This is a genomic window from Streptococcus pseudoporcinus LQ 940-04 (assembly GCF_000188035.1).
In the GTDB taxonomy this organism is placed as follows: Bacteria; Bacillota; Bacilli; order Lactobacillales; family Streptococcaceae; genus Streptococcus; species Streptococcus pseudoporcinus.
The window spans coordinates 1,455,994-1,482,419 of record NZ_AEUY02000005.1 but is presented as its reverse complement, the minus strand read 5'-3'; the positions used below and the strand labels follow the sequence as shown (position 1 = coordinate 1,482,419).

Below are 26,426 nucleotides of genomic sequence, written 5' to 3'. Positions count from 1 at the left end.
CTCTGATTTGATCCTCTTTTTATAGCGCTGTAAAAGGAGATGAGCATGCTAGTTACTAAGCAAGTCCACATGATGGGAACGGTTATTGATATCCAAATTGAATCGCAAAAGGCAGTAGAACAGATAAAGACAGTTTGTGAGTTACTTGACATCTATAAAAATCGTTTTAGTGCAAATGATAGTGATTCTGAATTAATGACCATTAATGATTCTTCCGGCCAGCATGCTGTAAAAGTTCATCCCGAGTTATTAGAATTAATTAGCATCGGCAAGGCCCAAAGTCTAGCGGATCCTAGCAATTTGAATATTGCTATTGGTCCTCTTGTTCAAAGCTGGCGAATTGGCTTCTCGGATGCCAAAATACCTTCTGAAAACGATATTAAAGAGAAATTGGCGCTCACTAATCCAGGTAATATTTACATTGATTCAGACAAAGAAACGGTTTATTTAGCTGAGGAAGGTATGAAAATTGACTTAGGAGCTCTCGCCAAAGGCTATATAGCTGATAAAATAATGGCTTATCTTATCAATGATGGTATAAGCTCAGCCCTTATTAATTTAGGAGGAAATGTTCTTGTACATGGCTCTAATCCTAAAAGAGCTGATGGCCTTTTTTATATTGGTATTCAACACCCACAAAAGTCACGAGGACATAACCTTGGCATTGTAAAAATCCGTAACCAGTCGGTTGTTACATCGGGCATTTATGAAAGAAAACTACGTGTGGAAGGTAAAGAGTATCATCACATCTTTGATAAGCGTACAGGTTTCCCTATTGAAACTGACATGGCAAGTTTAACAATCATTGCGGATTCTTCACTAGATTGTGAAATCTGGACGACACGCTTGTTTGGCCTTAATAGCTCAAAGGTTTTCAATATCATTAATCATGAACCCGATATTGAAGGTATTATCGTCACAAAAGATCAAAGACTAGCTATCTCAAGAGGTCTTAAAAAATCATTCACTATTTTATATTGAGAAAAAACTAAGCCATCACTTAGTTTTTCTTTTATTTCTGTTAAAAATCAAGTTTAAGCTAACTGCCGTTACAGTTGCAACGACAATTCCATTTGTTAAAAACATGTTAACTGTTGTTGGTAGACTTACAAATAAGTGAGTCCCATTAAAACCGACTCCTGCTGATATCGAGAGTGCAGCAATCATAAAATTGGCTTCATTAGTTGTAAAATCAACACGGTTTAACATCTGCATTCCTTGCAGGGCTACCATTCCAAAAAGAACTAACATGGCACCCCCTAAAACAGGATTTGGTATCATTTGTGCCATTGCTCCAAGTTTAGGTAATAAACCAATAAAAACAAGAAAAGATGCTGTGTAATAAATAGGCCGACGTGTTTTGATACCAGAGAATCTAACAAGGCCTACATTTTGAGAAAAACCAGTATATGGAAAAGTATTAAACAAACCACCCAAGAGAACAGCTATGCCTTCTGAACGGTAACCATTACGAAGACGTTTGCTATCTAATTTTTCATTAGTAATATCAGATAGGGCTAAATAGACACCTGTTGATTCAACCATTGATACAATAGCTATAATACACATCATCACTATTGAGGTTATTTCAAAAGTTGGTGGCCCAAAATAGAATGGGGTAGGGACATGAATCCATGGCGCATTAGTAACAGCTCCTGTATCAACAATTCCCATCATAGCAGCAATAACTGTCCCTGAAATAAGTCCAATTAAAATTGCAATAGATTTAATAAAGCCACTGGCACATTTTTGAACAAGAACAATAATAAGGATTGTAAGAATAGCTAAAGTTACATTTTCTAAACTTGGTTTTTCAGCCTTATTTCCCATATTTCCTATAGCAACAGGAATGAGTGATAGACCAATAGTTGTAATAACAGAACCCGTTACAATAGGAGGGAAAAAACGGGCTATCTTTGAGAAGACTCCAGCAATAATAATGACAAAAATTCCAGAAACAATCAAAGCTCCAAACATTGCTCCTGATCCTTGTTTAGCACCAATAATTGACAAAGGAGCTACTGATTGAAAGGCACAGCCTAAAACAACGGGCAAACCCACGCCGAAGTATCTATTAAGTTGCAATTGTAAGAAAGTAGCTACTCCGCACATGAAAATATCTGTTGAAATTAAGTAGGTTAGCTCTTTTGGGGAATAGCCAATAGCTCCAGCAATCATTATTGGAACTAAAATGGAACCTGCATACATGGATAATAGATGCTGTAAGCCAAGAATAGCAGATTGTGAGTGGGAATGTTCTTTACTTGTTGTCACTATGCATCAGCCTCCATAAAAATCAGTTGATCATTTTCGAACTTTTTAATTCTTACCAACGAAGTAACCTCAAGGCCAAGCTCTTCCAATAGTTTCCGTCCAGGCTGAAATGATTTTTCAATGACAATACCTACACCGACTACATCAGCCCCAGCTTGTTTAATGATTTCCACCAAACCTTTAGCAGCTTGGCCATTTGCCAAGAAGTCATCAATAATCAGAACCCTGTCGCTTGATGATAAAAACTTGCTTACAATTGAGACCGTGCTAGTCACCTGTTTGGTGAATGAAAAGACTTCTGCTGTCAAAATCCCTTCTGTCATGGTCATGTTTTTATGTTTTTTAGCAAAAATCATCGGTACTTTTAAGGCTTGGGCCGTGTAAAGTGCAGGAGCTATACCAGATGCTTCAATAGTCACTACTTTTGTTATTCCAGCTTCTGCATAAACTTCTGCAAAGACCCTTCCTATTTCTTGCATTAGTTGACAATCAACTTGGTGAGTGAGAAACTTATCAACTTTTAAGAGCTCTTCTCCTAAAATATCACCATCCTTAAGGATACGATCTTCTAATAATTTCATGATTACCCCTTTCAAAAAATAAAAAAAGCTTGCCGCAAAACAAAAGGACACTACCCTCTTATTTTGCACGGTAAAGATACCAAGCAAGCTTTTTCGCTTACTTATTGTTAGACATTTCGGTGTCTTGTAGAAACGCTGTGCCAATTCACAACATAAATAAGTAGAATATTTAATTTTTTATAAAATCTAGTTTAACATGATTTTCGAGAATTTCAAGTTCTAATTAAATAGAATCTCCGTTCCAGATTGAGTTTTTTACAATAACGTAGTCTACACGACGAAGACCGTCTAAGTCTTTACCCCCAGCATAGGAAATGGAAGATTGCAAATCTTGTTTCATTTCTCTCAAAGTATCTGCTAGGTGCCCTTTTGTCGGTAGAAGAATTTTTTTACCTTCAACGTTTTTATGCTCGCCCTTTTGGTACTCAGAAGCAGAACCATAATATTCTTTAAAGCTTTCACCATCAACTTCAACTAATTTACCAGGACTTTCTAAGTGGCCTGCAAATAGTGAGCCAATCATGACCATACTAGCACCAAAGCGAATTGACTTAGCAATATCGCCGTGCGTTCTAATGCCTCCATCTGCAATAATTGGTTTACGAGCTGCTTTAGCACACCAGCGTAAGGCCGCTAACTGCCACCCTCCAGTACCAAAGCCAGTCTTTACTTTTGTAATACATACTTTGCCTGGTCCAATACCAACTTTAGTCGCATCTGCACCTGCATTTTCAAGTTCGCGGACAGCCTCTGGTGTTCCAACATTACCTGCTATGACAAAAGTGTCTGGTAACTCTGCCTTGATGTGTTTAATCATATCAATAACACTGTTAGCATGGCCATGTGCAATATCAATGGTGATAAATTCTGGTGCATCCTCCTTTAAGGAAGTCACAAAATCATATTCATAGGCTTTTACTCCGACAGAAATTGAAGCTAATAGCCCTTGATCATGCATGCGTTTGATAAAGGGTTTACGAGCTTCTTCATCAAAGCGGTGCATAATATAAAAGTAGCCTGCTTTAGCTAATTGCTCGGCAATATTTTCATCAATGATCGTTTGCATATTTGCAGGGATAACTGGTAATTTAAAGCTATAGTTACCAAGTTTTACACTGGTGTCTGCCTCCGAGCGACTATTGATAATACATTTATTAGGAATCAGTTGAATATCTTCGTAATCAAAAACAGGCATGTCATTAAACATAAGGCTTCTCCTTTTAAAAGACGGTGATGGGCTTTAACCCCATATCTTTATTAAAAATGACCTTCCTATAATCTCTAAATAGAGACATCGCTAGGTAAAAACTTACCTTTCCTTCTAACAGTCTAAATCAACGATAATTTTTTGTCAAATATTTTGATAAAACAAAAATAAATGTTCGGTTTTTACTTGTGTATTTTTTAGCAAGTCGGTCATTGACCCAGAAGTAACCTATCAGAAGAGATGAATAACCATGAGCAAAATAGCGAGGAAAGAGAATAGCAAAAAAGATTGACAACAAAAATAGATAGCTGTCAATCTTAATTTTTTTATTTTTTGATTAGTCCTTCTTTAACTAGGAAATCATGAGCAACAGCCCCAGCTTCTTTTCCTTCAACAGAGACTTGGTAATTCATGTCTTGCATTTGACTTTCGGTAATTTTACCAGCTAATTGGTTTAGAATCTTTTCCAATTCAGGATGTTTTTGGATTAGAGCCTTTTTCATTAGTGGAGCACCTTGATAAGGAGGAAAGAGATGCTTATCATCTTCCAAAACTTTAAGATGATATTTTTTCAATTCAGCATCTGTTGAGTAGGCATCTGTTATTTGAATATCATTAGCTTTGATCGCTTGGTAACGAAGAGCGGGCTCCATTGTGGAAACTGGTAAAGTGAGGCCATATTTACTTTGTAATCCTTTATAACCATCGGCCCTATCCTTAAATTCCAAGGTAAATCCGGCCTTTAATTGGCCTTGATAAGCTTGTAAGTCTGAGATTTTTGTAAGGCCCTTTTCCTTAGCTAATTCTTCTGGCACAGCTAGAGCATAAGTATTTTGATAAGCAAAAGGCTTCAATAAAACCAAATTGTCCTGTTTAGCGATGCCATTCTTAGCATCAAGGTAAACTTTTTTAGGATTGGTAGACAAGTCCGTTTTACTTGTCAAAAGACTTGACGTTATGGTTCCTGTGAATTCAGGATAAATATCAATATCTCCAGACTTAAGGGCTTGGTAAAGAAAACTGGTTTTACCAAAATTCGACTTAACTTCTACTTTCAAATCTGACTGGTCTTCAATTATTTCCTTATAAATATTGATTAAGACTTCTGGCTCAGCTCCTAATTTCCCAGCAATGACTAGTGTTTCGGATTTTTTTGTAAAATGAGATACTATCTTGGGACTATAAGATAGCAAGAGCCCAAAGACAATTACAGCAAAAGCCAATAGAATTTTTTTAAGAGAAGCTTTTTCTAAATAGTGCAGAATGCTGTTAAATAAAATCGCTAAGAGAGCAGATGAGACAGCCCCAATTAGAATTAAATCTGTATTGTTCCGGTCAATCCCTAAAAGAATAAATGATCCTAGTCCACCAGCTCCAATTAAGGAAGCTAAAGTCGCTGTACCAATAATCATAACAGCGGAGGTTCTGACGCCTGACATAATAACTGGCATAGCAATAGGAATTTCGAACTTTTTCAATCTTTCCCATTTAGTCATCCCAAAAGCTATACCTGCTTCAACCAAACTAGGTTCAATTCCGTTCAAGCCGGTAATCGTATTTTGAATAATGGGAAAAATAGCATATATTACTAAAGCAGACACTGCTGGAACGGTACCGATACCCATTAAAGGAATAAAGAGGCCCAGAAGCGCTAAAGATGGAATCGTCTGAAAAATGCCTGTAATTTGTAAAACAATATCGGACCAACGCTTACTTTTACTTAAAAGACTAGCAAGTGGAATGCCAATCAAAATAGCAATTAAAAGAGCAATTAAAGAAATTTGCAGATGCTCTGCTAGGGCCTTAGTCCAATCAGGAAAACGTTCTTGGAAGGTTCTTATAACACTAGTCATTTGTGTCACCTCCAAAAAGACTGGCTACAAAGTCGTTTGTCGGGTTCGCCATGATAGCTTCTGGAGTATCAACTTGGATAATTTGCCCTTTATCAAGAATTGCAACACGATCCCCTAACTTGGTGGCTTCTTTGATATCGTGTGTTACAAAAACAATAGTCATGTCGAATTCACGATGTAAATCAAGCATTAAATCCTGTAGTTGCTTTTTCGAAATAGGATCTAAGGCTGAGAATGGCTCGTCCATTAGTAAAATCTTAGGATGTGAAATAAGGGCGCGGACGATCCCTACCCGTTGCTGCTCCCCACCAGACAAATCCTTTGGATAACGATGCATATAGTCCTCAGCGGGTAAGTTTACCTTATTCAAGAAATCTTTTATTCGTTGCAGTGTTTTTTCTTTTGTCCACTTTTTCATTTCAGGAATAATAGCAATATTTTCGGCAACAGTTAGATTGGGAAAAAGAGCAATTTGTTGTAAGACATAGCCGATTGAAAGGCGCATTTCGCGCAAGTCCAATTCATTTTGCGGGGTCTTATTGAGTAAAATTTGGCCCGAACTTGGCTTTACCAGACAGTTTATCATTTTTAACAGTGTTGTTTTGCCTGAACCGCTTGACCCTACTAAAACAAAAAACTCACGGTCCTTAACTTGAAAGCTTTGCTCTTGTAAGACCAAAGTATCCCCAAATTGTTTTGAGACTTTATTAAAACGTATCATATCTTCTCCATTTTTGTCTTCAAAGCATATAGTTCCTTCTTAAAACATTAAAAGTAAGCTACCAGTAGCTCCTAAATCAAGAGGCCCTTTATCTCAATGAATAATAAGAAGGCATTTCTTAAATTTTCTCGTAACTAGGATTAGTCAGCTATGTATTAAAGACTATTTTACCATTTCTACTTGTCTTCTCCTAATAAAAGAACATATCCTCTTCTTAGCATTTGGTTAATTAAAATTATTATATATGCCATCAGGGGAATAGTCTAATACTTTGCCTAATGTAAGCATAAAAACCAAGTTTTGAATCAAGAGCATGCTCACTCAAAACTTGGTTTTAATTTTTCAAATTAACCCTAATTTTTTAAAGGCCTTGTAAAGTCCATCTTCTTCGACATCATCTGTCACCATATCTGCCATTGCTAAGATCTCGGGGCCTCCGTTTCCCATTGCTATACCAAGGTTACAATAGTCTAACATAGGAATATCAATCTTAGCATCACCAAAAGCAATGGTATCTTTCTTATCAGCTTGTAGGTGTTCTAATAAAACATCAATAGCATGCACCTTGGTAACACCCTTGACTCCTAAGTCTCCAAATAAGGCTGTTTCACCACGCCCACCCCAAGTGTTAGCTTCTAAATTAGGAAACTCTATTATCGACTCTAAGTGATCTTGATAGTCTCTTAAAATAAAAGATACTTTATTTAAGTCATCACGATATAAGGGGCCTCCATATACCAACCCATGTAAGGCATCTTCCACTTCTAAATCAGCAACTTCTTCGGTTCTTTTACCTTGACGCATAGAATAGATTCTCATAACTGGACGTGCTACTTCGTGAAACTTTTCGCTCGCAAAAAGTCCATTATTTGATTCTAAATAGAATTCTAATCCTCGCTCATGTAACCAGTCAACAATATGTTTAGCTTCCTTCAGGGGAATTAACTGATGCATAATCACTTTATTATGGTGTTCTACATAAGCCCCATTACCACCAATCATGCCATCAATTCCTATCTCCCAAATATCTCTTTGTATTTCAGCACGACTGCGGCCTGTACAGACATAGATTAGGTGTCCCTTTTTTCTAGCCTGTCTAATGGCATAAACTGCAGATTTAGGAAGCTTATTTTCGTAATCAAGCAGTGTCCCATCAATATCTAAAAAAATAATTTTTCGAGTCATTTTGTCACCTCTTCCTACTTTACAATGCGATTATACTATGATGATACTTGGACAAACTAGTCTTTTAATCAGTACTTCTAATACTATTCTCTGCTCTTTTCCATAAGCGCATTAATTGCATTTTAAAGCTATTCTCGTTACTATGGATTTATGAAAAAAACACAAGCTATTCTCGCTATTTTCTCAGATAAAAATATTTTTCAACAAGAATTCTTTAAAACACTTTCAAGTTATTACTCTGAACTTTTCGAGATAACACTTGCTTCGTCATCATCTGATTTTAATATCACCAAATATGATGGCATCTTCTCTTTTGTAGAACTTGAAACAGACCACCCCATTTTCTATTTTTCAGAACAATTAACACCTAAAGCTTTCTTCATTACAGAAGGGCGTTTAAAAGAGGGACAAATAATTCTAGAGCTCAGCTCCGCCTTAAACCAATTTTACCAAAGTATCAGTCAATCCTTATGGGATTTATTTCCTTATCAAATTCGACTGTCGGATAAAAGTGGTAACTTCATATACCATAACCATCAATTTAACAGTAGCTTTTTTGAAGATGAAGAAGAGAATTTGGAAGCTTGGATCTATCGTCAATTTAAAGGTAGCCACGAAAATCAAACTAAACATTTTCTCCTTCCGACTGCTTCCTTAGACCATATCTATTTTCAGTCATATTATAGTCTAACCAACAAAGATGGTCACTATCTCGGCACGATAGACATTGTGCAGGACTTAAAACCTATCCTCGCCCAATACCTCGAAGAAACGGCACAAGCCATCGTTGGCTGGTCAGATGTGACATCAGGGCCCTCAATCTCAGATAATCTTTAGTCATAACAAATTAAGGATACTACTAATATAGCCATACTGTCTTTTACCAGTATGGCTATATGTTTTTAATCTCTATAAACAGGCTGTGGCCCATAAGTTTGCGAAACAGGCATTATTTCAATCCGATTAATATTAACATGGTCTGGTTGAGAAAGAATCCAAGAGACTGTTTTAGCAATATCAACAGCTTGTATGGCATGTGCTCCTTGATATAATGCATTCACGCGTTCCTGGTCGCCATTAAAACGGACAGTTGAAAATTCTGTACCTTCACACAATCCTGGTTCAATATTGGAAACCCGAATCTTTGTTCCCGCTAAATCAGCACGTAAATTGAGTGAAAATTGTTTAACAAAAGCTTTACTTGCACCATAAATATTGGCTCCAGGATAAGGAATTGTTCCTGCTGTTGACCCTATATTAATGATTGTACCAGTATTTTTAGCAACCATTTTAGGTAATAAGTGATGAGTTAGATAGGTTAAACCTACGATATTAGTATTAATCATGGTCATCCAATTGGCAAAGTCCGCTTCTTGTGCCTTATCAAGACCTAAAGCCAGTCCTGCATTATTAATTAAGATATCAATCACCTGCCAGTCAATTGGCAGCTTTTTTAAGGCAAGGTCAATTAAGTTAGTATCTGAGACATCCATTTGTAAGGCTAGGAACTTTTCTGCCCCAAAGTAGGATTCCATCTCACGTAATTTATCAATACGTCTTGCTGCGCCAATGACACGGTAACCATCTGCAATTAACTGGTAAACTATTTCTTTGCCAAATCCTACCGAAGCGCCTGTTACTAAAGCAATTTGTTTTGTCATCTTGTTAATCCTCCTAAAACAAAAGTAAAACTCTGTTACCATTAACAAAGTTTTACTCTTTATAGTTGAGATACTTATTCAGCTTCAAACTTTCCTAAAGCTTGTGCTGCTGTAATAATACCTAATTTGTAGATATCTTCTGCACTAGAGCCACGAGACAAATCATTTACCGGTTTATTCAAACCTTGAAGGATTGGACCAATAGCATCAAACATACCTAAACGTTGTGCAATTTTATAGCCAATATTACCAGATTGCAAGTCAGGGAAGACAAAAGTATTGGCTTGACCAGCAACATCAGAGTCAGGAGCTTTAATAGCTGCCGTTTCAGGTACAAAGGCAGCATCAAATTGCAATTCCCCATCTAAAGCAAGGGAAGGATTTAAGGTTTTTGCGATTTTTGTCGCTTCTGCTACTTTATCAACTTGGGGAGCCTTACCTGACCCTTTCGTTGAGAAACTGAGCATGGCTACTTTAGGTTCAATATCAAAGATTTCAGCTGTTTCGGCAGTATTAACCGCAATTTCAGCTAATTCTTGGGCACTTGGATCAATGTTAATAGCGCAGTCCGCAAAAATATAACGTTCATTTGTATTTTCACGATTCATCAAGAAAACACCTGATGTCCGTGAAATACCTGGTTTTGTTTTAATGATTTGAAGAGCAGGACGCACGGTGTCAGCTGTTGAATGGATAGCACCTGAAACCATACCATCTGCAAGCCCCATTTTTACCAACATAACACCAAAATAGTTAACATCTTTGAGCATTTTATCAGCATCTTCCATTGTTGCTTTACCTTTACGAATAGTGACAAATTCTTTTTTCATTTCTTCGAATTCAGGATAGTCAACTGGATTAATGATAGCATAGTCTTGGTCAGCAAAACCTAGTTTTGTGAGTAAGGCTCTAATCTCATCAGCCTCACCAAGAATAATTGGTTCTACCAAACCCTCAAATTTAAGACGTGCCGCTGCACGCACAACACGCTCATCATTTCCTTCAGGGAAAACAATTTTAACGTGTTTTCCTACAACTTTTTCTCTTAAACTACCAAACAAGCTTCTAATACTCATTTTTTTAATACCTCATTTTTTATTTCTGTAAATCTATGATAACGTTCTCAAAGTCATCTGTCAAATGAATTGTATGTTGGCTTACATTTTCAGTAAACGGATTGTGAAAACTCAAAAAATGGCAATGCAGTGCTTGCCTTGTGATTCCGAGATCAAGTCGTCCACCATAAAGGTCATCACCAAGTAAGGGAAAACCAATATGCGAAAAATGAACCCTAATCTGATGTGTTCTTCCTGTATGGAGCTTAATATCAACCAAGTGAACATTTTCCGCATAGCGACCCACAACTTGGTAGGATGTTCTAGCATACTTACCCATGGGGTCAACGGTACGGGTAATAATACTATCTTTTGAGCGACCAATTGGTGCAATAATTTCCCCTTGATCTGGCAATTGTCCATCTCCAGATACCAAAGCAAAGTAGCGCTTTTCTATTGCTCGAGCTTGAAGTTGTTTATCAAGTCGGGCATGGGCATAGCCGTGCTTAGCAAAAAGCATCAAGCCACTCGTATCACGATCTAAACGAGTTACAATGTGAACTTGCTTATTAGGATAATCCTGTTCTACATAATACCCTTTAATAAAATTAGCAATAGTATTAGAATGAATAGCACTAGGAATACTGGCATAACCCACTGGTTTATTAATAACTAAAAAATGGTCGTCTTCATAAACAATGTCCAAAGGATGAGAGATCGCCTCTAATTTCTCAAAAGGCCGTTCATTTGGTATTGTAATACTAACTATATCACCAATATCCAATAAGTAAATGGCATTACGTTCAATACCATTTACTGCAATACGACCACCCTTATATTTAACTTTTGCCAGTAAACCTTTTGATACATCATGACTTTTTAGTAGCGTCTTCACTTTAGTTCTACGATCTGCTATAAATTCAAACTTCATGAGTCCAATTCACCAATAAAAGCATCTTGTACTCGTTCCCAGAAACTAGTATGGCTCGGCGTTGATACAAAATGAATTTTTTCGCTGTCAATGTAATATTGAGCTTTAACGACATTTTTCAAATTATAGGTTTTATTATCAACGGACACAGTATAAATACCTGTTCGTTGTGGTACAATTTCTATCATTTCTTCTTTAGGGATAATTAAAGAGGAACCAACTGTTCGGAAAACAAGATTATTGAGGCTTGATATTTCTGTTAATTGAAGGGCTTCTATAGTTGGATGAAGAATCGCTCCGCCAAGAGATTTATTATAGGCTGTACTGCCTGTCGGTGTCGAAATAGACATGCCATCACCACGAAAACTTTCGAACCGGACATTATTAATATAGACATCTGCAACCATCGTTTTTTCAATACGTTTAATGGTTGCTTCGTTCAAAGCTCTCGCTTTTATAATGCGACCGTTTTCCAGAGTCAAAACAATCTTAAGGATAGGATAAGATACTTTATCTCCCTTATCTTCTCGTAGATTTTCAATAAGTTTATCAATTTCAAAGTCACGATAGTCAGTGTAGAATCCTAAATGACCAGTGTGAATACCGACAAAACGAACAGAATCAAGTTCGTTTTCATACATATGGAAGGCCGACAATAACATTCCATCACCGCCAATTGAGATAACCACATCAGGTTTTTTCTTGGTCAGATAAAAATCGGGATCATCTCTAAAGACGGCAAAAAGTTTTGAAGCGACACGTTTGCTTTGGTATTTGCCATTAGCTATTATGGCAACTCGTATCACATTATCTGTATAATTCATCTGTGTCATCACTGTTTCCTACACCATCACTTACGTTACGACTTCCCGGATCAAAGAGAAGTTGAGCTTCTCTAATATCATCACGAATCTTCCGCATTTCTTCATCTAGCTCAAGAGCAATTTTAGCGGTCCGAGAAAGGCGCTTTTTAATCTCTTCTGGGAATTCACCCTTATATTTATAATTGAGAGAATGTTCAATGGTTGCCCAAAAGTTCATTCCCAATGTTCTAATTTGGATTTCGGCTAAAACTTTCTTTTGCCCATCAATGGTGTCGACTGGATACTCAACAACAACGTGGTAAGAACGATATCCACTTCTTTTCATATTACGAATGTAATCACGTTCGTAAACGATAGTCATATCTTGCCTTTGCCTTAAAAGGTTCAAAACTTCATCAATGTCATCGACAAATTGAACCATAATGCGCAATCCTGCAATATCTTGGATATCCTGAGCAATATTTTCTTCAAGGACACCTCTGAGTACCATTTTTTGTTTAATACTCTCCACAGATTTAACGCGACCTGTTACAAATTCAATTGGAGAATAGCGATTTTGTTTTCGAAACTGTTTACGAATACCTCGTAATTTGATTTTAAGTTCACCTACCGCCTGAATATAGGGATCAAGGAAATCTTCCCAGTCAACTGCCACAGCTTACTCCTTTCTTGTCAAAGCAGAAACTTTGATATAAAATTGAAATAACAACTTATTATAGCATAAAATAGCATAAAAGGAAGGTAACATGTCTAACCTAGAAATCGAATATAAAACTCTGCTCACTAAAAAAGAGTACCAAGGCTTACTCAAGCAACTATCACATGTAACCCCTGTCGTGCAGACTAATTATTATATGGACACCCCTAATTTCGACCTGAAAGCTCATCGCATGTCCCTGCGAGTCCGCACATTTGCCGAACAGGCTGAATTAACACTGAAAGTTCCGGAAACTATCGGTAATAGGGAATACAATATTGACTTATCTTTGATTAGTGCAAAAAAAATAATAAAAACGGGTCATTTTCCCCAAAGTAGTATCAAAACCCTTATCGAGACAGAAGGTATTGATGTTTCAAAAATAGAAAACTTTGGTTACTTAACAACTACTCGCCGGGAAACCATTACTCCTATTGGGAAAATGGCTTTGGATTGTAACCACTATGCTTCTATTATTGACTATGAGTTGGAACTTGAAGTTCAAAATGCTGAAAAAGGCCAAGCTGATTTTGAACGATTTTTAGAAGAAAATCACATCTCCTTTAAGTATGCCAAAAGTAAAGTTGCGCGTTTTAGCAATACCCTCAACTCTTGAAAATATTCTCGACAGAAAAATGCAATTTTTCTGTTTTTTTGATAGAATAGTACTGTCAATTTAGGAATTGAATGGAATTTTATGCAAATTCACATTCTAAAGAAGATATAAGGAGCTACCATTATCATGACTGAACGATATGCTGATAAGCAAATCAAACTATTTTCACTCACCTCAAACTTACCAATCGCTGAGAAAATTTCCAAAGCATCTGGCATTCCATTAGGGAAAATTTCCTCACGTCAATTTTCAGATGGTGAAATCATGATCAACATTGAGGAAACTGTCCGAGGAGATGATATTTATATTGTTCAATCAACAAGTTTTCCTGTTAATGATAACTTATGGGAACTACTCATCATGATTGATGCTTGTAAACGAGCTAGTGCTAATTCAGTCAACGTTGTCTTGCCATATTTTGGCTATTCTCGCCAAGACCGGGTTTCAAAATCACGCGAACCTATTACAGCTAAGCTAGTTGCTAATATGCTAACCAAAGCTGGTATTGATCGCGTCCTTACTTTAGATTTACATGCTGTCCAAGTACAAGGCTTCTTTGATATTCCCGTTGATAACTTATTCACAACGCCGCTTTTTGCTGAACATTATGAGGAAAAAGGTTTGTGTGGTGAGGATGTCGTTATCGTCAGTCCTAAAAATTCTGGTATTAAAAGGGCTAGGAGTTTAGCTGAACTCTTAGATTCACCTATTGCAATTATTGATTATTCAGAGGATGAAACTGAGCGTGAAGAAGGCTACATCATTGGTGATGTTGTTGGTAAAAAAGCTATTCTCATTGATGATATCTTGAATACAGGTATCACTTTTGCAGAAGCAGCTAAAATTTTAGAACGCGAAGGCGCGACTGATATCTATGCGGTTGCTAGCCACGGTCTATTTGCTGGTGGTGCAGCTGATATTTTAGAAGCAACCCCGATCAAAGAAATTCTTGTTACTGACTCTGTCCTAACTAAAAACCGTAAACCTGTAAATGTCAACTACCTTACAGCTAGTGAACTAATTGCGAAAGCTATTATCAATATCCATGAAAGAAAACCATTAAGCCCACTTTTTGCCTACCACCCAAATGAAAAAAATAATCCTATCTATTTTGATAATGCAGCGACAACACCTTTAAGTGATGCTGTTATCAGAAGTATGACTCAAGTCATGACCACTACTTTCGGTAATCCCTCCAGTGTCCATTCTTTCGGACGATCTGCTAGTAAAATTTTACGAACTTGTCGTCAAGAAATTGCTGACCTCCTTGACGTTGAAAGCCGTTCTATCATCTTTACCTCTGGAGGAACTGAAAGTAATAATACTGCCCTTAAAGGCTATGCCCTTGCTAATCAGCACAAAGGGAAGCATTTAATAACAACTGCCATTGAGCACCACTCAGTACTTCACACAATGGCTTATCTAGAAGAACGTTTCGGCTTTGAAGTCACTTACTTAAAACCTATTGATGGACACATTACATGTCAACAGGTTCAAGATGCCTTGCGTGATGATACTATTATGGTTAGTATGATGGCTGCTAACAATGAAACTGGGGATTTATTACCCTATCAAGAAGTAGCCAAAAACTTGAAACAACATCAAGCAATCTTTCACCTTGATGCTGTTCAGATAATTGGTAAGGTTCCCATTAACCCCAAAGAGCTGGGAATTGATTTTTTATCCGCCTCTGCCCACAAGTTTCATGGCCCAAAGGGTGTTGGTTTCCTCTACTGTGGCGGCCAACATTTTGACCAGCTTTTACACGGTGGAGATCAGGAAGAAAAAAGACGTGCTAGTACCGAAAACCTTATTGGTATTGTCGGAATGGCAAAGGCCTTGCAAGAGGCTTATAACAATATGACAGAAAATTTTCAACACGTTGAGACCCTTGCAAACACTTTAATTACTAATCTTTCTGATAGCAACTACTACTTATCAAAATCAAAAAACTCGCTTCCACATGTTATCAATATTGGCTTTCCTGGTCAACAAAACGGACTCTTACTTACACGCTTAGACATGGCAAATATTGCTATTTCTACAGGCTCTGCTTGTACTGCTGGTACAGTTGAACCAAGTCACGTTTTAGAAGCCTACTATGGCAAAGAGTCTGCTCGACTAAATGAAGCCATCAGAATTTCATTTTCTGAACAAAATACACTTGAGGAAGTTCAAACCCTCACAGAAGAATTAAAAACTATTTTAGGAGTATCAAATGGCATTTGAAAAAGAAATTGCTTTACCAGACTGTCGGTACAAATATGAAATAAGTCCCAAAATTAAAAAATACACTCTAAGAGATACAACTTTTTCAGTCACAAAAGTAGGACACTATGAATTGACACGCCTTTTAGAGGAAGTCCCAAACTCTGGTGATGGCTTCCCATTGAAAATTACGATTAATAAAGAGCTCAACGCTTTTAAATTAGCCATTACAGATCAGTCTGGCTTACGTATGGTGAATATTTTCAAGTCAGAAAAACATAAAATATTACAAGATAAGTTTTACTTTTTAATGGATAGCTTAGTCGAACGTGATATCTTTACCAAGAAAGCAAACTAAGCTCTTACCTATGAGTTTAAATGGCTTAAGAAAATTCCCTTTTTATTATTCATGTTATAAAAGAGCCTTCTGTAAAAGAAGGTTTTTCTTATAAGTAAGCTAACTAGGAATATTTAGCCCTATCTAGTAGATTAAAGTTGCATTTTTCACAAAGTATTTGTTACAATAGTATCATGAAAGATACTGAATAATAAACAAAGGAGCAAAACAATGGTAATTGATAAATCTATTCCAAAGGCAACAGCTAAGCGCTTGTCTTTATATTATCGCATTTTCAAACGCTTTTATGCCGATCAGATTGAAAAAGCAAGTTCTAAACAAATCGCAGATGCAATGGGAATTGACTCTGCGACTGTCCGTCGCGACTTTTCCTACTTTGGTGAATTGGGACGCCGCGGATTTGGATATGATGTTTCAAAATTGATGAACTTTTTTGCTGATCTCTTGAATGATCATTCGACAACTAATGTCCTTATTGTAGGTTGTGGTAATATTGGTCGTGCGCTACTACACTATCGCTTCCACGATCGTAATAAGATGCAAATCTCAATGGGTTTTGACGTCGATAATCATCCCATGGTGGGAACAACTACCGCTGACGGAATTCCAATTTATGGCATGTCTACATTAAAGGAACATGTTGAAAAAACAGATATTGAAACAGCTATTTTAACTGTTCCAAGCGTACAGGCACAAGAGGTGGCTGATCAGCTTATTGCTGCAGGGATTAAAGGAATCCTAAGTTTTTCACCGGTACATTTACAGGTGCCAGCTGATGTTATTGTACAATATGTTGATTTAACAAGTGAACTACAAACCTTACTTTATTTTATGAATCAAGCAAATAAGTAAGATAGCGTCCATTAGCAACTGAAAAGCTCAATGACAATCATAAACTCTTCACAAATTTTACTTTATTCCAAGAGTTTATTCACAAAAAAGATTGGTTTTTTCACGAAAACTATAATAATTATTTTTTCCAACAATTATGTGGTCAAGACAAGCAATTCCGATTTGATCACATAATTGTTTTATGTTTTTTGTGAAGTGATAATCATTTTCACTTGGGTTTACCAAACCCGAAGGGTGATTATGAACAATAATCATACTTGTCGCCATATTTCGACACGCATAATGCAGAATTTCCCTTGGCTCTGCTATTGAACGTCGAACACTTCCAATAAAAATAGTCTTCTCTTCAATAACCTTATTTTGAGTGTCTAAGTACAATGCTACTAAATGTTCTTGTTCTTTATCTCCCAACTGTTTGATCATTTTCTTAGCAATTTGAAAGCTAGACAAAATTTGATATTGGCTAGTTTGTTCAGATTCTTGGATTCTTCTGGCGAATTCAAGCATTGCTTTTAACTCAATTGATTTTACATTGCCAATTCCGACTAGTTGTCGTAACTCTTGTAAAGACATTTTTTTAAAATCGGATAATGATGAGACTGTGTTTAAGAGGGTGGCGGCTAGCTCCATAACATGTTTATCCTTGTTACCAGTTCTCAGTATGATGGCTAAAAGTTCTTGATTACTGAGTTGCTCGGCTCCGTTGCGAACTAACTTTTCTCTAGGTAGTAAACTTTCTTTCTCGAGTTTAATGGAATACATTGTAACACCTCCATTTATATTATTCGAAAAAAGCAAACTTTTTTGATGCTAAACTATTTCTGTTACGTTAACAATAATGTTATCCTTTCATACAAAAAAGAACCTCGTTTTAGGAAACTTGGTTCTTTTTGATAGCCTGTTTTTTATCGATATTATCTTTAATCATTTGATAAAAGGTTGCTGCTAGAGGAACAGCAATAATCATTCCTACAATACCTTTAAGTGATGCTCCTATAGTAATAGCCATTAAAACCCACATACCAGGAAGTTTTATAGAACTTCCTACTACCCGCGGATAGATCAGATTTCCTTCGAACTGTTGAAGAATAACGATAAAAATAACAAAGAAAATAGCTTGCGAAAGAGATTGTGTCATAATTAGTATAAAACCAATTGTAACACCTATATAAGCACCTACAACTGGAATAAGGGCGGTAAAAGCAACTAAGACTCCTATAGTAGCTGCAAAAGGGAGTTTAAAGAGGAACATCCCTAGTGCCGTTAAGCTTCCTAAAATCACTGCTTCGATAGTTTGTCCGACGAAAAAGCCATGAAACCGATTATGCAATAATCCCACAATATAATGAATGCGTTGGGCGTAGATTCCAGTATAAGTATCAACTAAAATATTGCCTTGACGACAAAGTTGTTCCTTATTACCTAAGACATAAAATGAGAAAACAAAAGCCACAAAGACATTAATAATAGCTGAGGCAATCACTGTCATCGATGTTAAGATGCTCGTTAGAAATGACAAGAATTGTTTTAACAACTGTTGGCTATAATTGCTGACTGTTTGTGTGATTTTGGCATCACCACCAAAATAATGAATCACTTTAGCAATTATTTTATTGTGACTTAAATCATGAATATACTGTTTAACAGATCCTGTATCAAAAGACAGCATCATATTTATACTAGCAATCAAATCGGGAATGACTATGGAAACAATCCAAAAAAACAAAGCAATAAAGGTTGCGTAGGCTAAAATCATCGCAATCCCACGCCTTAAGTGAAAAAAACGATTGGTTTTCACAAGACGATTCAAAAGATTTTCATAGGCAGTCATGACAATATTAATAATATAGGCCAAGGCTGCTCCATAAAGAAATGGTAAGCTTGTTTTAATAACTGTTTGGATGATATCTGTTCCCTTATCCCAATTAGCTTGAATCGTAAAACAGATGAGAAAGGCTGCGACAATATACAAAACATGTTTCTTTTCAAATTGCATAAAAACTCCTTTCACTCATTATACACTAAAATGATAAAATGAACATCCGAGGCAGATCAAAAAGAATGACAGTTGGTTTTGTCCCGATTAAGAAACTTTCCAACTGCCACTCCTCTTTCTCTTTTTTTTCTAATAGCAAAGCCAGTTTAGATTACTAAGGTGAGTAACCATTTAGCAAGACCTTCTTAGCCTTACTGTGCAACTATATCTTAAAAATTAGTTTAAATCTGAACCATTTGAAGCAATAACTTTTTTATACCAATTAAATGATTTTTTCTTAGAACGTTTAAGGGTGCCATTTCCATAGTTGTCACGATCAACATAGATGAAGCCATAACGTTTTTTCATCTCGCCTGTTCCTGCTGACACAAGATCAATTGGTCCCCAAGTGGTATATCCTAAGACTTTTACCCCATCTTCTGTGATAGCATCGCGCATGGCTTCAATGTGTTGCCGTAAGTAGTCAATGCGATAATCATCTGCAACATAACCATCTTCATCTGGAATATCTACAGCACCAAGTCCATTTTCAACAACAAATAGAGGTTTCTGGTATCTGTCATAAAGATCATTTAGCGTAATGCGAAATCCTAGTGGATCAATTGCCCAACCCCAGTCACTTGTTTTTAGATAAGGATTATCTGAAGAAGCTAAAAGATTAGCTTCAGATTGATTTGTTTTTTGAGCTTGTGCTGCACGGCTAGCATAGTAAGAGAAGGACACAAAATCAACCGTATTTTCTTTTAGAAGTAGCTCATCCTCTTCTTCAAAAGTTAGCTTGATACCTTCGCGTTCAAAGAATTTCAAGGCATATTCTGGGTATTCTCCTCGTGCTTGAACATCAATGAAGAAGTAATTTTCACGGTCTTTTTCCATAGCCGCCCAAACATCTTCAGGTTTAGGTGTTAATGGGTAGAATTTACCAGCTGCTAACATACAGCCAATTTGATTCTCTGGATCTACTTCATGACCAATTTTTGTTGCTAAAGCTGAGGCCAGTAATTCATGATGGGCTGCTGTATAGAGTACTTGATTACGGTCTTCACCTTCTTCAAAAGTCACCCCAGCTCCCATAAATGGAGCATGCAGGAGAATATTGATTTCATTAAATGTTAACCAGTATTTAACGAGTCCCTTATAACGTTTAAATAAAACAGTGACTAAGTTCCCATAAAAGTCGACCAATTTCCGATTACGCCAACCACCATATTCTGTTACTAAATGCATGGGGATATCAAAATGGGTAATGGTGACTAAAGGTTGGATTCCATATTTATGACATTCTTTAAAAACTTCTTCATAAAAGCTTAAGCCAGCTTCGTTAGGTTGGCTTTCATCTCCTTTCGGGAAAATGCGGGACCAAGCGATTGACATACGAAAGGTTTTAAAACCCATCTCAGCAAACAAAGCAATATCTTCTTTATAACGATGATAAAAATCAATGGATTCTTTAGCTGGATAGAAATACCCTTCTTCAAAATGAAACATTTTACGTTTACCAGTGATAACATCAAGACGAGCCTCGCCAACTGGTGATAAGTCAACGTTAGCTAATCCGCGGCCATCAAGATCAAAAGCACCTTCTAATTGGTTGGCAGCAGTTGCGCCACCCCATAAAAAGTTATTAGGAAATTGTTTTGTAGACATTATTTTCTCCTTTTTATATAGTAAGTTAGTGGACCATAAAAATAACAATAAGTGTATAAATAACCAAGTTCACAACAAGTGACAGTGAAATAAACGTTGCCGAAAATAATTCATCCTCTTCAGAATTAAAAATAGGAGAAATTATTGCTGGCAATGCAAAACCCGTTGGACACATAAAATATATTAGAACAGCCAACTTAAAATGATCATTAGGCATAAATTTGGGAAAGAGGATGAAAAATCCAAGAATAACAAGGCTATAAAAACTAAAACGAACAACAATTAATTTTGCCAAAGGCCTAATCGTTTTTAGGTTTATCTTCAAATCATAGCCGAGTATAAAAAGAATCAGCCCTGCAATAGGAGCCGTTGCTCGGCCAATGATTCCTTCATAAGCTGGTATCATGGGACTTGTTACGATTATCTCTGGCCAATGACACCTATTACCTACTAAGCCTAGAAAAATTGCAATTACAAATGGGTGTTTCATAATAGAAAACACTAATTCTTTATTACTGGCCGATTGGCAGCTGACCTTGATACTAAAACAGGAATAATCAAAAATGCCGTTATAGCACCAGCAATATCAAAGATAACTGTATTACTGGTAACACCAACAATGGATAAGTATAATGGTAGAGCGCCTCTTCCCCCTTCAACTGTCGGAAGTAAGAAGGGAGCAAAATGCGACTGCGCTTCCCCAATAAAAACTCGTAACCCCTTTCCTACCAGGATTGCCAAGATGAAAACTGCTAGCGTATAAGCAATAATTGGAACAGTAGCCCTCCTTAATTCTGCTTACATCATTAAATGAAAAATTAAAATTGGGAATAAAACTGTAAACATAATAGCGCTTGCGCCATATTTATCTTGTGGGGTAATCCACTTAAAGTATCATACCAAATACCCTAATATCAGCATGAAAAAGACTGGGGCTAAAGTGTTAATGGCTGTCATAGTTAAAATTCGAACTTTCTTTTCATCTGTCAAATATGTATTCTTTGTCCATTGGATTATAAACTGATAATACTCGCATTTTTGTACCATCATAAGCTAATTTTAAAATGGCACAGTTTGACATCCCTTTTGTCAAAATAGGAGCCTCTACTGTCATATGGCGGTAAAATTGGGTTATTGAAGCTCCATGACTGACAAAAAGTGATCTCTCTTCTTCTTTCTCGTCAGCCAGTGCCTTCTTAATAGTCGCTGCCATACGTTGATAGACTTCAACATTGGATTCCCCACCATAGGCCACAAAGTAATCACGATAGCCTGAACCATCCTCCTTAAAAAGATGAGGGTTAAGGTATTCTTGATGACCTTCAAAAGCACCAAAATTCCACTCTTTTAGACCTTTTAAACGGATTAAATCAGTTCGGCCACTTGCAAGTTCAGCTGTGTCGCAAGCCCTTTCTTGTGTAGAAGAATAAACCTTATCAAAGATGATATCCTCTTCTTGGAAGTATGCGCGTGCTGCCTGTGCTTGTTTAATCCCTAAGGCAGTTAAGGGCGAATCACAAGCGCCTTGAATACGACCCTGAGCATTAAATAAAGTTTGACCATGGCGCATGAGATAAAATATTTTTTGCATTTTCTCTCCTCTAAGAACCCTTCTCATTCAGTTTTGGTACCTCCAAAAAAACTTTGGGAAGGGGGTTATCCTTTTGGAATTCCTTGGGCATACCTTAGATAAGAGTACCATTTTTTTAAAACGGTTTCTTGTCTCATACTTTGACTTTCTGATACTATCCTTTGTTTTAGGGATAAAAAAAGACTGAGAATAGACTCAATCTTATTACTCTGTGCTTTAGAAAACAAGCTGCTAAACTTTAATTTTACCACGTCCTAGCTTACTTGCCGTGATAGGGTGTGCAAGTAAGCTAGCTCTATAGGCTTGATAATATCTGGTGTAGTTTTTCATCTTTTTTCTAAAACTTACTTATTGTAAGTAAGGTAACAAGACCCTAGCAACTTTTTCATAACCTTCTAAATTCAAATGTAAGCCGTCCTTAGTTAGCTGAAGATCTAGGGCATTATTGCCATTTTTAAGGGAAGAACTAAGGTCAATAAACTCAATGCCTGGTAGTATATTTAAAGCCTTATTAAGGTAATCGATAGTTTCGTTATTTCTAACTTTAACCGTCTCTTGGTATTGACTAGCCTCTGAAACAGGTAAAACGGATAGGAGATAGATCTTTGTCTCACTATTTTTTCTCTTTACTTCTGCTACAATATCCGCCACCCTATCTTTGATTTCTAAATTGGTCGCACCAAGACCGATGTCATTTGTACCAATAAGAATAAAAGCCTGAGAGGGCTCTAAATCACAGATGTGTTGATCTAAATGAGCAAGCAACCACTTGCTATCAATCCCCGCAATACCTCGGTTATGAATAGGTAAGTCACGCCCTAAAAATTTCTTCATAGGAAAAAACTCGATTAAAGAATCACCTGCAAAGACGATACCACCAGGTTTCACTGCTTGATTAAGTTCTCTATAAGAATCTAAACGATCCATTTGATAAGCTAATAGTTCTTGCGAAACAGTTTCTAACATACGATCCCCCTTTATTTATAGAACTAGTATATCAAAAAGAAAGACTTAGCTATAGCTTTAGGGTGACTTTTCTAAATGAAACCGTTTTAGCATCTCTAAAGCTGATAATTGCTCCTTAATGACAGAAAACCATTAAGAGACAATTTAGTCAAATGTCTTCATCAGGTTAGCCGACTAAGGCTACTAATGTCATTGACATGTTTTTGCTCATTAATCACTCTTCATCAAAGTCTTTATTAGGATTTTTTACTTTGATACAGACTTCAAAATATCGTTCTGTTATAATACTATTACATGATTAGGATATCTAGGAGACTCTAAAATGTTAACGACTGACCAGCAAACTACGAATGAACCCCAACACCATTTACTACCTTATCGTTATTTTCATCAGGAAGTTAAGCATGGACGACCGGATATTTTATTTCACTGGCATCCAGAAATGGAAATCACATATGTTAGTGAAGGTTGCGCACGCTATCATATTGATTATGATTTTTTTAATAGTCAATCTGGTGATATCATCTTAGTCAGACCACATGGTATGCATTCTATTCATCCCATTGCCCAACATCCACATGTAACGGATACCTTTCAATTTCATTTAGATATGATCGGTTCTTCTATTGTTGATCAAGTTAGCCTCCACTACCTGCAACCCTTACAAAATAGCAGCTATAAATTTGTCCATTGTATTAAACCTCATATGGCGGGTTATGATCAGATTAAAACATGTCTTTTATCTATTTTTGCTATTTCTAGAGAAGAAGACCGTCATTTTGAGCTCCTACTAAAATCACGCTTACATGAATTCCTTTATCTTCTTTATTACTATCATTACGTTACCCGTAAACACACAGATGATACTTATCGAAAAAACGAGAAAATCCGTCAACTCATTGACTATATTAACACTCATTATCAGAAACCACTCACCATTGATTTTTTAGCTAATGCTATGGGCTATAGTAAAACCCATTTTATGACGGTTTTCAAACAACATACTGGAACACCTTGCACGGAATTTATCATACAAGTTCGTCTGAGCAAAGCATGTGAGTTACTTATCAATTCTATCCAACCTATCCTTGAAATTGCTAATGAAGTAGGTTTTAATAGCCTCTCTAACTTTAATCGGCAATTTAAAGCTTACTACTTACTGACACCAAGTCAATACCGAAAAAAATACACCAAACCTAAAGTTGGCAGGACAATGATTAACCCACCTAAGTTGCAAAAGAAACCACCTTTTTAAAACAAAAAGGTGGTTTTTGTTATATAACCTAAAAGTGACTACTTTCAGAATAGAGATAAATTTATGAAAAGGTAAGTTTTTGGAAATTTTACAAGCTTCAATATTAGCCACTAACTGTTATAAACACTATGACATCAGTATCCTAAAAGGCTTTTATTGCCAAGTCCGGCAAAAAAAGATTGAAAAAATAATCTCATTTAGACTTTTCTTCAATCTGCATTTTATTATAACTTACTATGCTGTGAATTATCCCACTAGACAATGTAAGCATAAAACCTTTATACGGACATGACTAATTGCCGAATATGTCCCACTTCTGATTCATTGACTACCATAAAAATGGTTGCACCACTCATTAATAAGGTATCACCTGAAACTACTTGAGATCGGCCATGATGTACTTGAGTTGTAATAAGAACATTGTCAGGCAATTTTAAATCTCTAACATAGCGCCCCGCTATATGGTCACTAACCGTTAACTCCACTAATGTTGGTTCAACCAATTCACTCGGTGGCATGATTGGCATTTCTTCTAACATTGCTTCATAGATAGGAGCTCCTTTTAGGAGATCCATTAAAAAGTATGCTACAAAGGTCACTACTGCGATAGCCATTAAAGGTTTTAAATCACCAACCATCTCCGTTACTAAAAGCATGCCAGTTAGCGGTGCTTTTGAAATTGCTGCAAAATAACCAGCCATGCCAAGAACTATGAATAAAGGTAGAAATCCAGGCTCCAATAAGCCGAGATTTTGGAAAAGGAGACCAAAAATTAGACCTAGAAGAGCTCCTAAGGTCAATATTGGAAGAAAAATACCACCAGGTAAACCACTTCCGTAAGAGAGCATGCTGCCAATAAAGCGTAGGATAAAGAATAAACAAACCGTAACTAATGTCGTTTGATTGATGGAGAGCCCAATGATTAAGCCATTCCCGCCACCAAGTAACTGCGGAAAATAATAACCGACAGGGATAATAAGTATAAGAGGAATGAGCCCTTGATATTTTGGAGACAGATGCAGAACACTACATAGCTTGCTAATGTAGTTTGGAATAACTAGGATAATACGCTCGTAGATATATCCTAAACCTCCCAAAACAGCTCCTAAGAGAATTAATAGCCAGTAATGATTCAAATCTAAAAAAGGCATTGCTTTTGGCATAGCAAGAATGGGTTCTAAACCAAAAATATGGAGTGAAATAAAATTAGCAACCAAGCTAGCAACTAAGGCGGTAATCCAGATTAAACGTGAAAAATGATGGTATATTTCTTCCACTACAAAGAGCAAACCTGCAATAGGTGCATTGAAAGCTGCCGACAAGCCCGCAGCTGCTCCACTTGCAATGAGAACTCTTTTTTCTAATCGACTGGATTTTAAAAATGTTGACAATCCCTTTGCTGCCATTGCTCCTAATTGAATTGAGGGGCCTTCTCGGCCTAACATAAATCCCATTGAAATGGCTAGAACTCCCGCTATGAACTTTTTCCAAAGGACAGGCCACCACGTTGGTGCTAATAATCCTTTTAGTTCTCCTTCAACATGAGGTATCCCTGAGCCTTTGATATCCGGTTCAGAAGCAATAAACTGACTAATGACTAGAAGTATTAGAACACTCATAGCAATGATTGCTAGCACTAGACTTGGTTTATCATGCGACATCCGGTAGATAACTACCACAAGATGTGATAACTTTTCAATCAGAAGTCTAAATAAACTAACTATAACACCAGCAATACTACCGACTAAAATACCTCGCCAAACGAACGAAATAATCGATTCATTTGAAAAGGCATATTCATTTTTATGATTTTCCATAAGTCCTCACTTTCTATAAACACTGAACACCTAATATTGTATCAAAGTAAGGAGAAAGATTCTAGTGACGATTAAGATTTTAAAAAATCTAAAAAAAGAGAAATGACATGATCATTTCCCTTTTAATCCTT

At 36.6% G+C, this 26,426-nt stretch carries 26 protein-coding genes, 1 pseudogene and 1 riboswitch; of the genes and pseudogenes, 8 read left to right on the top strand and 19 right to left on the bottom strand.

The window, feature by feature from the left end:
• The first annotated feature begins 45 nt into the window (after nt 1–45).
• Entirely contained in the window at nt 46–981 is a 936-nt protein-coding gene (locus tag STRPS_RS08635; RefSeq protein ID WP_007891282.1) for an FAD:protein FMN transferase, read from the top strand.
• Nucleotides 982–996: 15 nt separating this feature from the next.
• Here STRPS_RS08635 and STRPS_RS08630 read toward each other — a convergent pair whose 3' ends face one another.
• The 6 genes from STRPS_RS08630 to STRPS_RS08605 form a co-directional block, all read right to left on the bottom strand.
• Nucleotides 997–2,274 (bottom strand): nucleobase:cation symporter-2 family protein, encoded by a 1,278-nt coding sequence (locus tag STRPS_RS08630; protein WP_007891264.1) that lies wholly within the window; start codon nt 2,272–2,274, stop codon nt 997–999.
• Nucleotides 2,274–2,855, bottom strand: a complete 582-nt coding sequence (locus STRPS_RS08625) for a xanthine phosphoribosyltransferase (protein ID WP_007891384.1) — start codon at nt 2,853–2,855, stop codon at nt 2,274–2,276. Before STRPS_RS08625 ends, STRPS_RS08630 begins: the two co-directional genes overlap by 1 nt.
• A gap of 84 nt (nt 2,856–2,939) precedes the next feature.
• Nucleotides 2,940–3,035: riboswitch (purine riboswitch) on the bottom strand.
• Between the two features lie 43 nt (nt 3,036–3,078).
• Complete coding sequence (gene guaC, locus STRPS_RS08620) at nt 3,079–4,062, bottom strand: GMP reductase (RefSeq protein ID WP_007891361.1); 984 nt, start codon at nt 4,060–4,062, stop codon at nt 3,079–3,081.
• Between the two features lie 326 nt (nt 4,063–4,388).
• Complete coding sequence (locus STRPS_RS08615) at nt 4,389–5,915, bottom strand: ABC transporter permease/substrate-binding protein (protein ID WP_007891175.1); 1,527 nt, start codon at nt 5,913–5,915, stop codon at nt 4,389–4,391.
• Nucleotides 5,908–6,636 carry an ABC transporter ATP-binding protein gene (locus STRPS_RS08610; protein ID WP_007891396.1) on the bottom strand — a complete coding sequence of 243 codons (729 nt, stop codon included), beginning with the start codon at nt 6,634–6,636 and terminating at the stop codon, nt 5,908–5,910. Before STRPS_RS08610 ends, STRPS_RS08615 begins: the two co-directional genes overlap by 8 nt.
• A 342-nt stretch (nt 6,637–6,978) precedes the next feature.
• Nucleotides 6,979–7,821 carry a Cof-type HAD-IIB family hydrolase gene (locus STRPS_RS08605; protein WP_007891392.1) on the bottom strand — a complete coding sequence of 281 codons (843 nt, stop codon included), beginning with the start codon at nt 7,819–7,821 and terminating at the stop codon, nt 6,979–6,981.
• Between the two features lie 150 nt (nt 7,822–7,971).
• On the opposite strand from STRPS_RS08605, the gene STRPS_RS08600 reads away from it, so the two are divergent.
• Nucleotides 7,972–8,658: a hypothetical protein gene (locus tag STRPS_RS08600; RefSeq protein WP_007891135.1), complete on the top strand. Its 687-nt coding sequence runs from the start codon at nt 7,972–7,974 to the stop codon at nt 8,656–8,658.
• A 65-nt stretch (nt 8,659–8,723) separates the two neighbouring features.
• On the opposite strand, the gene STRPS_RS08595 is transcribed toward STRPS_RS08600, so the two are convergent.
• The 5 genes from STRPS_RS08595 to STRPS_RS08575 form a co-directional block, all read right to left on the bottom strand.
• Nucleotides 8,724–9,482 carry an SDR family NAD(P)-dependent oxidoreductase gene (locus STRPS_RS08595; RefSeq protein ID WP_007891339.1) on the bottom strand — a complete coding sequence of 253 codons (759 nt, stop codon included), beginning with the start codon at nt 9,480–9,482 and terminating at the stop codon, nt 8,724–8,726.
• Between the two features lie 74 nt (nt 9,483–9,556).
• Nucleotides 9,557–10,558 carry a phosphate acetyltransferase gene (pta, locus tag STRPS_RS08590; RefSeq protein WP_007891161.1) on the bottom strand — a complete coding sequence of 334 codons (1,002 nt, stop codon included), beginning with the start codon at nt 10,556–10,558 and terminating at the stop codon, nt 9,557–9,559.
• Nucleotides 10,559–10,577: 19 nt separating this feature from the next.
• The gene (locus STRPS_RS08585; RefSeq protein WP_007891285.1) at nt 10,578–11,468 is read right to left on the bottom strand and encodes an RluA family pseudouridine synthase; all 891 of its coding nucleotides are present in this window, start codon (nt 11,466–11,468) and stop codon (nt 10,578–10,580) included.
• Entirely contained in the window at nt 11,465–12,301 is an 837-nt protein-coding gene (locus STRPS_RS08580) for an NAD kinase (RefSeq protein WP_007891457.1), read from the bottom strand. The genes STRPS_RS08585 and STRPS_RS08580 overlap by 4 nt, the downstream gene beginning before the upstream one ends.
• Nucleotides 12,276–12,947: a GTP pyrophosphokinase gene (locus STRPS_RS08575; protein WP_007891330.1), complete on the bottom strand. Its 672-nt coding sequence runs from the start codon at nt 12,945–12,947 to the stop codon at nt 12,276–12,278. Before STRPS_RS08575 ends, STRPS_RS08580 begins: the two co-directional genes overlap by 26 nt.
• Nucleotides 12,948–13,038: 91 nt before the next feature.
• Here STRPS_RS08575 and STRPS_RS08570 point away from each other — a divergent pair, with 91 nt between their 5' ends.
• From STRPS_RS08570 to STRPS_RS08550, 5 genes and pseudogenes are all read left to right on the top strand, one after another.
• Complete coding sequence (locus STRPS_RS08570) at nt 13,039–13,605, top strand: CYTH domain-containing protein (RefSeq protein WP_007891131.1); 567 nt, start codon at nt 13,039–13,041, stop codon at nt 13,603–13,605.
• 126 nt (nt 13,606–13,731) lie between these two features.
• Nucleotides 13,732–14,703, top strand: a pseudogene (locus tag STRPS_RS10760) (ribose-phosphate diphosphokinase); the annotation flags it as partial.
• A 60-nt stretch (nt 14,704–14,763) separates the two neighbouring features.
• Nucleotides 14,764–15,834 carry a cysteine desulfurase family protein gene (locus tag STRPS_RS10755; protein ID WP_232011009.1) on the top strand — a complete coding sequence of 357 codons (1,071 nt, stop codon included), beginning with the start codon at nt 14,764–14,766 and terminating at the stop codon, nt 15,832–15,834.
• Nucleotides 15,824–16,171 (top strand): DUF1831 domain-containing protein, encoded by a 348-nt coding sequence (locus STRPS_RS08555; RefSeq protein WP_007891425.1) that lies wholly within the window; start codon nt 15,824–15,826, stop codon nt 16,169–16,171. The genes STRPS_RS10755 and STRPS_RS08555 overlap by 11 nt, the downstream gene beginning before the upstream one ends.
• Nucleotides 16,172–16,381: 210 nt before the next feature.
• On the top strand, nt 16,382–17,023 hold the full coding sequence (locus STRPS_RS08550) for a redox-sensing transcriptional repressor Rex (RefSeq protein ID WP_007891254.1): 642 nt from the start codon (nt 16,382–16,384) through the stop codon (nt 17,021–17,023).
• Between the two features lie 75 nt (nt 17,024–17,098).
• Here STRPS_RS08550 and radC read toward each other — a convergent pair whose 3' ends face one another.
• The 7 genes from radC to STRPS_RS08520 all read right to left on the bottom strand — a co-directional run bounded on the left by radC (nt 17,099) and on the right by STRPS_RS08520 (nt 23,223).
• Complete coding sequence (radC, locus tag STRPS_RS08545; RefSeq protein WP_007891238.1) at nt 17,099–17,785, bottom strand: RadC family protein; 687 nt, start codon at nt 17,783–17,785, stop codon at nt 17,099–17,101.
• Nucleotides 17,786–17,894: 109 nt separating this feature from the next.
• Entirely contained in the window at nt 17,895–19,019 is a 1,125-nt protein-coding gene (locus STRPS_RS08540) for an AI-2E family transporter (protein ID WP_007891390.1), read from the bottom strand.
• Between the two features lie 216 nt (nt 19,020–19,235).
• A complete protein-coding gene (locus tag STRPS_RS08535; protein WP_007891159.1) occupies nt 19,236–20,666 on the bottom strand; it encodes a 6-phospho-beta-glucosidase in 1,431 nt (476 codons plus the stop codon).
• Between the two features lie 25 nt (nt 20,667–20,691).
• Entirely contained in the window at nt 20,692–21,156 is a 465-nt protein-coding gene (locus STRPS_RS10825) for a hypothetical protein (RefSeq protein WP_007891454.1), read from the bottom strand.
• Nucleotides 21,157–21,167: 11 nt separating this feature from the next.
• Entirely contained in the window at nt 21,168–21,407 is a 240-nt protein-coding gene (locus tag STRPS_RS10820; protein ID WP_007891414.1) for a hypothetical protein, read from the bottom strand.
• A 238-nt stretch (nt 21,408–21,645) separates the two neighbouring features.
• Nucleotides 21,646–22,257, bottom strand: coding sequence for a histidine phosphatase family protein (locus STRPS_RS08525; RefSeq protein WP_007891352.1), 612 nt, complete (start codon nt 22,255–22,257; stop codon nt 21,646–21,648).
• A 348-nt stretch (nt 22,258–22,605) separates the two neighbouring features.
• Nucleotides 22,606–23,223 carry an SGNH/GDSL hydrolase family protein gene (locus tag STRPS_RS08520; RefSeq protein WP_007891464.1) on the bottom strand — a complete coding sequence of 206 codons (618 nt, stop codon included), beginning with the start codon at nt 23,221–23,223 and terminating at the stop codon, nt 22,606–22,608.
• A 322-nt stretch (nt 23,224–23,545) separates the two neighbouring features.
• On the opposite strand from STRPS_RS08520, the gene STRPS_RS08515 reads away from it, so the two are divergent.
• On the top strand, nt 23,546–24,478 hold the full coding sequence (locus STRPS_RS08515; protein WP_007891450.1) for a helix-turn-helix domain-containing protein: 933 nt from the start codon (nt 23,546–23,548) through the stop codon (nt 24,476–24,478).
• Between the two features lie 278 nt (nt 24,479–24,756).
• On the opposite strand, the gene STRPS_RS08510 is transcribed toward STRPS_RS08515, so the two are convergent.
• Nucleotides 24,757–26,295: a ClC family H(+)/Cl(-) exchange transporter gene (locus tag STRPS_RS08510; protein WP_007891152.1), complete on the bottom strand. Its 1,539-nt coding sequence runs from the start codon at nt 26,293–26,295 to the stop codon at nt 24,757–24,759.
• Nucleotides 26,296–26,426: the final 131 nt, after the last annotated feature.